The organism is Paenibacillus campinasensis (assembly GCF_002272015.1).
Classification (GTDB): Bacteria; Bacillota; Bacilli; order Paenibacillales; family Paenibacillaceae; genus Paenibacillus_AQ; species Paenibacillus_AQ campinasensis.
Genome location: NZ_NPBY01000023.1, coordinates 1 through 11,175, shown reverse-complemented (window position 1 = coordinate 11,175; position 11,175 = coordinate 1). Strand labels below are relative to the sequence as shown.

Annotated in this window: 10 protein-coding genes; 5 read left to right on the top strand and 5 right to left on the bottom strand. The window is 51.2% G+C overall.

Features of this window, described 5'->3' with window-relative positions:
• Positions 1-717 precede the first annotated feature (717 nt).
• The 4 genes from CHH67_RS07265 (at position 718) to CHH67_RS07250 (ending at position 4,223) form a co-directional block, all read left to right on the top strand.
• A complete protein-coding gene (locus CHH67_RS07265) occupies positions 718-1,155 on the top strand; it encodes a GAF domain-containing protein (protein ID WP_095264497.1) in 438 nt (145 codons plus the stop codon).
• A 19-nt stretch (positions 1,156-1,174) separates the two neighbouring features.
• Entirely contained in the window at positions 1,175-2,803 is a 1,629-nt protein-coding gene (locus CHH67_RS07260; RefSeq protein ID WP_095264495.1) for a thiamine pyrophosphate-binding protein, read from the top strand.
• A gap of 76 nt (positions 2,804-2,879) precedes the next feature.
• On the top strand, positions 2,880-3,221 hold the full coding sequence (locus CHH67_RS07255) for a hypothetical protein (RefSeq protein WP_095264493.1): 342 nt from the start codon (positions 2,880-2,882) through the stop codon (positions 3,219-3,221).
• A 12-nt stretch (positions 3,222-3,233) separates the two neighbouring features.
• Positions 3,234-4,223, top strand: a complete 990-nt coding sequence (locus tag CHH67_RS07250; protein WP_095264491.1) for a ketoacyl-ACP synthase III — start codon at positions 3,234-3,236, stop codon at positions 4,221-4,223.
• A 151-nt stretch (positions 4,224-4,374) separates the two neighbouring features.
• On the opposite strand, the gene CHH67_RS07245 is transcribed toward CHH67_RS07250, so the two are convergent.
• On the bottom strand, positions 4,375-4,845 hold the full coding sequence (locus tag CHH67_RS07245; RefSeq protein ID WP_095264499.1) for a DinB family protein: 471 nt from the start codon (positions 4,843-4,845) through the stop codon (positions 4,375-4,377).
• Positions 4,846-5,182: 337 nt separating this feature from the next.
• On the opposite strand from CHH67_RS07245, the gene CHH67_RS07240 reads away from it, so the two are divergent.
• Positions 5,183-5,401, top strand: a complete 219-nt coding sequence (locus tag CHH67_RS07240; protein ID WP_141235882.1) for a hypothetical protein — start codon at positions 5,183-5,185, stop codon at positions 5,399-5,401.
• 314 nt (positions 5,402-5,715) lie between these two features.
• Here the strand turns inward: CHH67_RS07240 and CHH67_RS07235 are convergent, their stop codons facing one another.
• The 4 genes from CHH67_RS07235 to CHH67_RS07220 form a co-directional block, all read right to left on the bottom strand.
• Positions 5,716-7,806 carry an amylo-alpha-1,6-glucosidase gene (locus CHH67_RS07235; RefSeq protein ID WP_095264488.1) on the bottom strand — a complete coding sequence of 697 codons (2,091 nt, stop codon included), beginning with the start codon at positions 7,804-7,806 and terminating at the stop codon, positions 5,716-5,718.
• A gap of 130 nt (positions 7,807-7,936) precedes the next feature.
• A complete protein-coding gene (locus CHH67_RS07230; RefSeq protein ID WP_095264486.1) occupies positions 7,937-8,761 on the bottom strand; it encodes a carbohydrate ABC transporter permease in 825 nt (274 codons plus the stop codon).
• 4 nt (positions 8,762-8,765) lie between these two features.
• Positions 8,766-9,707 carry a carbohydrate ABC transporter permease gene (locus tag CHH67_RS07225; protein WP_095264484.1) on the bottom strand — a complete coding sequence of 314 codons (942 nt, stop codon included), beginning with the start codon at positions 9,705-9,707 and terminating at the stop codon, positions 8,766-8,768.
• An 83-nt stretch (positions 9,708-9,790) separates the two neighbouring features.
• On the bottom strand, positions 9,791-11,029 hold the full coding sequence (locus tag CHH67_RS07220) for an ABC transporter substrate-binding protein (protein ID WP_095264482.1): 1,239 nt from the start codon (positions 11,027-11,029) through the stop codon (positions 9,791-9,793).
• Between the last annotated feature and the right edge of the window lie 146 nt (positions 11,030-11,175).

The window sequence follows — 11,175 nt, the reverse complement described above, 5'->3', positions numbered from 1 at the left end:
TGCTCTACTTGAACCGCTCTACCGCTACACCTGTGGCACGCTATGCTCTACCTGAGTCGCTCTACCGCCACACCTGGACACCCTATGCTCTACTTGAACCGCTCTACCGCCACACCTGAGGCACGCTATTGCCTCCACGCCGAACTGTCTCGAGTATAACCACATATAGTCGGCTTTCGAATGTGTCTGCTCCTGAGTTTCTGCGCTGCCTGATCAAAAGGGATAATCATGCAAAGCACACCCGAAACAAGTATAGATCAGCAGCCACCTTTCATTTTGAAAAATTGGGATCTTATTCTTTGTGAAAAAAATATGAATTTACATACAATTTACATAAAACCCATGAAAAAACGATTCCTCGAAACCGATATAAAAGGTGTATTACAAGCTTGTATAGGATTGCGGACCCGGCTAAATCTCCGTAAATAAAGTGGAAGCCTGACACCGAGATAATCACCCTACTGCCCACTATTGGTCACGGTGTGTCATGTCCGGAGATGTTGCCTGCACTTTTTTGCCGTTTTACGCCGCCCGCACCAATGACAACGAGAGGAGGATCTGCTTTTACACGGAACATAAAGACTTCGTTATATGGTTAGAGACCGGCCAACTCTAAGGAAGCAAGCCCAGGTTCTCCAGAAAGCTGAATCGAAACGACGAAGACACGAAAACGCATGGCAACGACAACTTATTTAGAAATAAGGAGGAGAGCCCGGTATGGAGCGTTTGCACTTGCTTTTTGAACAGCTTGAGCGTCTGACGGGCGTAGCCGATATCGCCTACCACGAAATCAGGGAAGGCCGCCTATGTCCGGTATTGAAAACGAAGACCGACCATCTCGGCGTGGAAAAGTGGAAAAGCGTCCATGCACAGCATCCGGTCTACATTCAGCAGGATCGCCTCTTGAGGGAAATGCTGGAGCAAGAACTGCCCTCACCCACCGTTGTGCAGGACGTCAAAAATGATCCGCGCTCTGCCGATGAGTTCTTCTTGTTCGGAATCGACAGCATTATGGTTGTGCCTGTCATACAACTCGAAACCGTAATCGGAATCGTTGTTGTCGCTTCAATCGGGAAGCTGCATCATTTTTCGGAAGATGAGATTTCACAGGCAGAACAGTTGGTCAAGGAATACAGCGACGCATTCCAATTCTAGTTCAAGGGGGATTCCGCACATGAATATAGCCGAAGCCATATTGAAGTATTTGAGAGAAGTTGGAGTGGATCATATATTCGGGATTCCTGCAGGAATCATCGGGCCGATATACGACGCGCTGATCGATGTAGACATGAAGCCCATCATTACTAAGAACGAAGCCGGTGCGGCGTACATGGCCGCCAGATATGCAAGCACATCCGGCAAGCTGGCTGTCTGCGCCGGCGCTGGTGCCGTCGGGGTCGGCAACATGATGAACGGAATCGCTGACGCCATGCGCGCCAAAGCGCCCCTGCTCATCATCACCGGTTATGTGAATCGCTGGCAGATCGGCAAAGGAGCCATTCAAGAGATGGACGCCCAGGACATCGTTCGGCCGATCACCAAGTACAGCAACACCGTCATGAACGAAGCGGATGTGTTAGCTGAACTGGATAAAGCGGTAAGGATCGCGCTTACGCCTCCATTTGGCCCAGTGCATATTTCGATTCCAATTGATGTGCAGCGGATGGAAGCGCCTAATGTCCTTCCGGAGGCTCCAAACCTGGCTGATCTCCAAGTCGTGCGCTCTAATCCGAAGGAGCTGGAAGACGCAGTGTCCCTCCTGAATGAGGCAGAACAAGGAATCATTATGGTCGGACGCGGCGGACGGGCTGTGGCCGAAGAAATCATGCAGCTCAGCGAACGGCTGCAGTGGCCGATCATTACGACACCTTCGGCTAAAGGCATCATTCCCGGCGATTTTCCGCTTAACTTAGGAAACTACGGGTTTTCCAGCACCGATGCGGCCATGGAATACGTCACCACCTCCCAGTCTTCCTGCATTCTGATTCTGGGTACGAGCCTGGGTGAAGCCTCTACGTGCAACTTTAACGACATGCTCGTGGAGGGACGCAAGGTGATTCATGTTGATCGTGACGCCAGGGAAATCGGCAAAGTGTTCAAGACGGACGCACCTGTCCTCGCCGATCTCAAGGATGCGCTCCCTTATTTCCTTGAGCATGCCAAGCCATCCTCGGCTTCGTATAAGAAGCCATTGCCGCTGAACGAGGCTTACCAGCGCAATCATACTGGCTTATCCCTGCGCCTCTTCCTTGAGAAGCTGAGCAAGGTGATGCCGAATGATACGCGTTATGTGTGCGATATTGGGGAGTTCACCAATTTCGTGCTGAAGTATTTGGAAATTCCAGCCGGAGGAGACTTCGAGATTAATCTGAACTACGGAGCCATGGGATCAGCGATGGCCGGAGGGCCAGGATTGTACTTGGCGGATTCCTCTCGTCCGGTTGCTGTCATTGCGGGAGACGGCTCGTTCTTCATGAATGGGACGGAAGTGCTGACTGCTAAGGAATACGAGCTGCCTGTCATTTACTTCATCATTAACAATGCCATGCTATCCTACGTTGACCGTGGACAGAAGTTTCTGTACAACCGCACGATGCCGGATTACAAGCAGGATCGGATCTCCATCGCTGACATGATGCGCATCGCCGGAATTCCATCCATGTCTGTGAGTCATCTGGATGATATGGACGACATTCCTGGCTTCGTCCGGGAGAGAGTTGGACCTTGCATCATCGAGGTGAACACGGACGGCAGTGAACCTGCGCCGATCCTGGATCGTCTGAAGGCACTCAAACATAAATGATCCTATTTTATCTATTTCAAACGAAGAATTATATACTACCGAAACCATTTCTAGTTCATAGGAGGATAACAAAATCATGGGAAGCTTTAACATCAAAATCGATCAAGCTGCAAAAGTATTTTATGCCGAGGTGGAAGGCACCTTTTCTCCGGAAGACGGCATGGCTGCCATGGAGGGCTACAACAAAGCGATCTCAACGATTTCCGCACCGGAATATGAGATCGACATCGACTGCACGAAGCTGAACGTCTCCGCGCCGGAATCACTCCCGCTGCTGGAAGGCTGCTTCGGACTGTATAAGAAGGACGGCTTCAAGAAAGTAACACTACGGATTTCCAAAAACCCGATTCTGAAGATGCAGCTAGGTCGCGTTGCTCGTGGCGTACAGCTGGACAACTGCGAAATTATCGAACAATAAGGAGAGATGGCCATGAGAGGGGTACAAATTCGCGATATCGAAATTTACCATCCGTCCAAGGAAGTAGACAATGAATATTACATTAACTATTTTGCGGAAAGAGGCACGGATGTTACCGGGCTTGTAACCGCTCTGGGCCGTAACAAACGTTTTATTATCGATAATCAGGAAGAAAATACGTTTACGATGGCTGTCGAAGCATCCAAGCGGGCACTGGACAAAGGCGGACTATCAGCCGCAGATGTGGACCTGATCATTTTCACGTCCCAAACGCCGGAGTATTTGCTCCCCAGCAACGCGCTGAAGCTGCATCATGCGCTTGGAGGCGATCTGTTGACCGCCTGCTTCGACATCAATGCCAATTGCGCCGGCATTCTTGTAGCGGTGGAGCAAGCCGCGCGCTACATGGCTTCCAACCCTAGAATCGAACGGGCGCTTGTGGTCGGGGCCGATTACTTGTCCGTCCATAGTCCGGAACAGCCGGTCTATTATTCCAATTTTGCCGAGTCAGCGGTTGCTGTTATTTTGGAGCAGGTCGAAGGGACGCGCGGTCTGATCGACTCTATCTACCAAACCGATACGTCCGTGATCGACAATTCCCTGTTCCCTGCTCACGGATTATCGAATCTGTACCGCGAGGAATTTACAGCTAAGGACGCTCAGGTTCAATTTACGCCTTTCGATGATTCGGTATGCGCTGAATCTGCAGTTAACTCGATTCGGATCCTGCTGGAACGCAACCAGATGACTACTGACGATATTAAGGGCTTTATGTTCTCCCAGTTCACCACGGGCAATATTAAGCGAGTGTCCGAAGAACTCGGCATTGATCAGGACAAAGTTCCTTACATCGGAGACAAATACGGTTACACTGCAACGACCAGCCCCTTCCTGGCCCTCTATGAGGCCATTCAGGCCGGGCAAGTGAAACGCGGTGACTACCTGGTCTTCTGGACCGTCGGCGCCGGTTGGCAAAACGTTAGTCTGCTGATGCAGTACTGATCTTTCTTCCCCGGTTGTCATCCCATTCCCACAACTCCAGAATGGGATGAGCATCTATATCCTTAGAAAAAAAGTCCGTCTCCTCGGCCGAGGGACGGACTTTTATAATTGTCATCTATGATCTACTGCCCTGTCATCTATTCTGCTTTATCTATTCGAATAGCGGCACATTCGGGTCCTTTCCGCCGCCGTGAATCAGCATCGTGTGCAGTTGTCCACGGTGGTGATACAAGTGCGCCATAATTTCAAGCAGCCACTCATACCGCGTATACTTCACACCCCAGTAGGCGGTTACTTCACGCTGGAGCTCCTCCTCGCTCATCGCATGGAATTCCTGAAACAGGTAGGAATAGCCTGTAAGCAGCTCTGCCTGGATGTCTTTCAAATTGTCCAACGCGATACCCGAGTAGAACGCGCTCATCTCCTCCTCTGTCGCCCCTTCGGATATACGAAAATCCGCCCGACAGATGACAGCCATATGGGTTAGCAGTTCCCCTACGGAACGCTTGCCTTCCATTGACCTGATGTGCAGGTCCTCCTCCTCGAGCTTATCGATGATCGCAACGACGGACAGAATCGCTACTTCGATCTGATGCAGCGCATATCGGCAAAATGGATTCATCGCTTTCCTGCCTTCCTTATCATTCACGATATGTATATTTTATCCCCTAAAACATTATAGAACATATGTTCTCCAACATTCAACTGTAACCATCTGCAAGCCGGAAATTCCCACAAATTGGGTGGAGTGGGTGGTATACTAAGATCTAGAGGTTGCCTGAATGAGGTCATCTGACTTTATTTTTAATCATATTTAGGAGCGAACACATGATAATCCTGTATTCTCTTCTTAGTTTGGCCGCCGTCATCTTACAGTCATTCTTACAAAGGTTCATGTGTACTATGATGCGGAGGACATGAAAGACTCAGATGTCTATAGAAGATTTGTTGGCGTATCCATGCTCTTGATACTACCGGGGATCGCTACGATTTGGTTTCTGGATCTTAGCGAGCCGCAGCCGCTGCTTGCCCAACTGCTGGGACTGCCTTACTTCTATCGTGGGTATATGGAGTTTACCCACATTAAAGAATCCAACCGGCATAAAGTATCGTTTATTCTAGCTTTTTATTTCCTTGGTGCTACCATCGTGCTGGAATTACTCCGACTGTCAATGTAAAGAACCACAACAACCTTGGCCCCAGCCTAACGGCCTAAAGGGTACCAAGGTTGTACATTGGGATAGAGCTATTTGGATAGGGCTTACTTAGATAGGGCTTACTTGGGTAGAGCTATTTGGGTGGAGCTACTTGGTTACTTGAGTAGAGCTACTTGGTTACTCGGGTAGAGCTACTTGGCTAAGTTTACTTGGTTAGGCCTTGGTTCAGTAACGCATACTGCGTAGCGCTTCGTTTGGTTAGCTCTTCGTTTGGGTATCGCTTCGCATAAGGGCTTGGTTAGGCCACCCTTCGTTGCGGTAGCGCTCTGACGAATTTACAGCGATGCTCCTGCTAGCGTGTAGCCGGTTGTGTTCTCCAGCACCTCTACCTTGAACGCCACATTCGTTTCGGCATCCGCTTCGCGAACAACACGAACAGACACATGCCCGCTGCCGATGGCAATATGCTCGGCCTTCAGTTCGTTCATCCCCTCCGGCAGGAAAGGTGACAGCGCAATTTCCTTCTTGGCGGCGTTCGGGTAAAGACCCAGCATCGCTTGAAGGAATACAATCGCTGTGCCGGCTGCCCATGCCTGAGGGGAACATGTCGTCGGATACGGCACCGGATAACCCAGCTCTGCATCGTACCCGCAGAACAGCTCCGGCAGGCGCTGGTATTCAAAATGCCCGGAAGCCTTAAGCAAGCCGGATATGACGCTTCCCGCCTCTTCCCGGAATCCCATCTTCCCGAGTCCGAGCAGAATCATGCCATTGTCATGCGGCCATACACTGCCGTTATGATAGCCCATTGGATAATAACCTGCCGAGCGTGTGCTCATCGTGCGGATTCCGTAGCCGTTGAACATGTCCTTCTCCAGCATCCGGCCCGCTTGCGCCTTGGCGCGCTGCTCCGATGGCAGCCCGGTCATCAGCAGATGCCCCGGGTTAGAGGTGACGCTCCGCACCTGGCGCAGATTCTTGTCCAGCGCGATGGCATAGCAGGACTCCTCCTCCATCCAGAACGCCGATTCAAATCGCTCCTTAAGCGCTCCGGCGTCTTCCTCCAGCTTCCGGGCAAGCTCCGCATCCCCAAGCTCCGTGAAGATCGGTACCAGCGATTTCAGTGCCTGGTAGACGTATCCCTGAACCTCCGACAACGCAATCGGAGATTCGGCGAATTCACCCGATTCATGAATGATCGAATTCGCGGAGTCCTTCCAGCCCTGATTCGGGAACCCCTTCTCCGCCTCTTGCTTATAGGCCATGAAGCCCGAGCCAGCTTCAAGCTCAGCATCCATATATTCAAGGGCCCGCATGATGTTCGGCTTCAGCTCCTCGGCCAGGGAGAGATCCCCTGTCCAGCGGTAGTATTCACCGATCAGCATAAGGAACAGCGGCGTCGAATCAATCGTTCCGTAATACGGTGCGAACGGGGATTGCTTGGTCGTAACCAGCTCACCATAACGGATCTCATGCATGATTTTGCCCGGCTGTTCATCCCGCCACGGATCGTACTTCTCCCCTTGATAGGCGGCAAGCGTACGCAGTGTCCCTATGGCAATCTGCGGATTCACCGGCAGCATGAACAAGGCGGTAATCAGGCTGTCCCGCCCGAACGGTGCGGCAAACCACGGCAGACCGGCCACCGTCATACTGCCGAAGCCCACATCGGTGGTCAGCATTCGAAGATCCTGCACACTGCGCTGGAACAGGCCGTTAAAGTGCGGGGAATCGGACTGGACGCGGGCGCTGCCTTCATACCACGCCTCATAAGAAGCTTCCAGACGGCGCAACCCCTCTTCATAGCTAAGTGATTGAGCTGGCTCCAGCTGCTCCGACACTGGCATTATGCAGAACGTAATCACCTGACGCTGCTGCGGTTTCATCGGCAGCGAGAACGTGACGCTTCCACTCTCGTCTGCCTTGCCTTCAGGATGATCCCAGGTGATTCGAGTCTGTCTTCGCATCTGGTCTGCCCCAACATACGAGAACGTCAGCTCGCGCTCGCCGAATTGGGTTCCCTCCATGGCGCCAACCTCACCCGTCCGATACTTCCGGACAAGGAACATGTCCTGAAAATCCGCATCAAAAGCGACAGCAAACTCGATATTAGAATCATAGGTGAAGTAATTGGTGAGCTCCATGCGTTCATACAGCACGCCGTCATAGATGAACCGCTCCCGCAGCACTTCGATGGCGCCGTCATCCTTGGCTTCCTTCATCAGCCGGATGCTGGCAATATAGCTTTTATCCCCAGCGGAAGACAGCAGCGACGGCTTCTGCCCGTCAACGAACACCTCCATCCGGCTTAAAAAGCGGGTATCCTTCGTATATAATCCATGGCCCTGCTCATTCCCTTGAGCAATGTCCCCATCAAGTCCGGTAAGAAAGAACAGATCGCCTTCTTTAATCACACGGTATTCCATCATGTATCCCCCATCTGTATGATGTATGCTTCATTCAGTGTTTCTCCATCCCGGAACAAGTATCCTTCCATCAGCTGAATATCGGTGAACATCTGTCTGTCTGAATAAATTTCTGCTGTCGAGATGAATATCAGCCTTTGACCCCTGCGCTGGAGATCCCTTCAATATACTGACGCTGGAACAGGAAGAAGAACAGAATGATCGGCAGCGTGGACAGCACAACCCCCGCCATAATAAGCGGCGTATTCTCGAAGAACATATCCTTGACACTGTTAAGACCAACTACCAGCACATACATCTCCGGTGTGTTTGCCAAAGTGCTCGGAATGAGATAGCTGTTCCAGGTGCCCGAGAATGCAAGAATGGACATCGTGATCAGCGATGAACGAGCCAGCGGATACACAATTCGCCAGAACGCCCCCATCTTGGTCAGACCGTCGATTCGAGCAGCCTCCAGAAACTCATTGGGCACGGAAATGAAAAATTGACGCAGCATAAAAATGTACAGCCCTTGATACAGAAACGGCACCGTCAGTCCCAAGAACGTATTCAGCCAGCCAAGCTGGGCGACATTCACGTACACCGGGATCAGGATCATATGGTACGGCACCATCATGGTCGCAACCACAATCCAGTAAATCACCGTTTTCCCCCGGAAATTCAGCTTCGCCAGTGCAAAGCCGGCCATCGGGTTAATGATCAGGTTGCCAACCACCACGACGCCTGTCATGATGACGGTATTCAGGAACCATCGCGGAACATCATAAGCCGGATTCGTGAAGAAGATTTTAAAGTTGTCCAGCGTCCAGTTCGCCGGTGACGTCAACGTGTTCACAAACCGCATCGGAATGATGGACGAGTACAACGTGTAGAGAAAAGGAAGGGCGAATAGGAGCCCCAGCAGAATCGTCCACAGATACATCAGCGGACGCTGAACGTTCGTACGGGTCATCATACTCTCACTCCTTCTCGTCCAGGAATTTTTTTTGCAGATACGTAATGAGCATAATAATGATAAAGAACAGCACAACCGCCGCACTGCCGTAACCGATGTTCATATACCGGATGCCGTGCTGGTAGAAATACGTGACGACCGTGCTGGTCGCCCCTGCCGGCGAGCCTAATGCGCCATACCGAGAGATCGCGGCAATCTGGTCATAGATCTGAAAACCTGCGATCGTGGACACAGACACGATGAAGAACGTAATCGGCTTCAAGTACGGAACGGTGATATAACGGAATTTATTCCATTTAGAAGCCCCGTCAATTTCTCCTGCCTCGTACAGATCCTTTGGAATCTCCTGCAGACCGGACAGATACACAATCATCGTGAATCCCGCTTGCTGGAAAATAAACAGGATACAAACGAACAGCAGCGCATAGCTCGTATCTGCGAACCAGGTCACGTTGCCGAACCCGAACATCCCGAAAAACTCGGTCAGAAACGTTCCTTTCTTGAACAGCATCATAAAGACCGTCGTGATCGCAATCTGCGACGTAATATACGGCAGAAAGAACACCGTCCGGAAGATGCCCTTCCCTTTCAATTTCTGATTCACCAGGATGGCCAGCAGCAATCCGAGCAGCGTCTGGATCGGAATCGAGATGGCCACGATCTGCAAGGAGTGAAGCAGTGCGCGGAAGAACTCTTTATCCTGAAGAATCTGGATATAGTTCTGCAGTCCGATAAACTGCGCTTGATCCAGCGCCGCAAAGTTGGCATCCTGAAAGCTTCGAACAAATGACTGAATAAACGGATATAAGAACCACCAGGCCCACAAGATCAAGAAGGGCAAGGAAAACAACCAGCCCAGCGTCATATCATGATCGGCCAGCGACCGAAACCAGGACTGTCTGATCTTGTTGCCGCCTATGCCGGCTTGTTTGCTGTAATTGGACATCTGTCTCCCCCCGTCCATACTTTTATACAAAAATCGGGCCGCTCCCTCTGTTTCAGAAGCGGGAGCGGCCTGACCCTGCGCTTTTATTGGAACTGACTTTGAATATCATCAAGAATTTGCTGCGCCGTCTTGCCGGAGCCGCCAAGAATCAAGCCCTCCAGCTCTTTCACAAGCTCATCGGTAAAACGCTTCGTGTCGGTTGGATACCCGTAATCCGTGCTGTACTCCAGCGCCGGCTCGATGGCCTTGAACTCCGGATTTAACTCGAAGTATTGAGCCGACAGCTCCGGAATCGAAGGGTTGAAGCCAAGCTCCATAAACGCGGTTTGCGTAGTGTCATTGGTCATGTAATATGCCGCCTGAAGCGCGGCTTCCTTGTTCTTCGCGTCCTTCAGCACCATGTAGGCGTCAGAGCTCATCGTGCTGCCGTTCGTCGTTCCCTTCGGAACCGGAAGTGCCACATAGTTCAGGTCTGGATTTGCATCCTTCAGGTAGCCCTTGTACCAATAACCACCGGTGCTCATCGCCCCCAAATTGTTGGCAAACACTTCGCCGTCCCAGCCGAAGCCGACCGATTTCGGCGTAACTGCAATGCCTTCTTCATACATGTCGATGATCATTTCCAGGGCCTGTACGTTCTCCGGGGAATTGATCGTTTCGCCATTGCCCCATCCGCCGCCAAAGCTTTTCACATAGTTCGTAATATGGAATGCGTCGAGGTTCACGATGATCCCTTTCACATCCCCTTGATTCAGCACTTTCGCTGCTTCAATCACTTCATCCCAGGTGGTCGGATAATCGCCGAGCCCAGCATCCTGCCACATCTGCTCGTTAATAACAAACATCGCCGGCATGTCGCTGTTCGGGATGCCGTATTGCTGACCGTCCACACTCCAGATGTTCTTGGAGGCCTCCATGAACCGGTCCATGTCCACACCGGTCGTCTCAATCAGCTCGTCGAGCGGAGTGAACAAGCCCTTGTTAATATACTCGTACGCGCCTTCGTTGGACATTTTAATGAAATCCGGGGCAACGCCGGCCGCAATCTCGCCAGGCAGTGTATTCCAGAACTGCTCGCTGCTCGGATATTGCTTGATCTTGAGTTCAATATTCGGATAGGTCTCGGAAATCGCATTCGCTGCTTGCTGATAAATCTCCAAGTCCTGCGCCGACCCCCAGAAGCCAAAGTTCACCGTGATCTTCTCGTCTGCGCTGCCTGCCCCCTTGTCAGCGCTGTCACCGCTCCCGCAAGCGCTTAGGCTCACAACGAGAGCCAGGCACAGTACCAGGGTGGTATATAACTTTTTGTGCACTTTCATCATCACGTCTACCCCCATCAAAGAATGTCATCTTCTGTTTACATGCTCTATCATATCGACCCGCACAAACAAAAAAAATTAATCAAATAATGATTAATTTTTGAAATTGACTATTTATCTAATCGTATCTATGCCGCAATTTTCCGTGT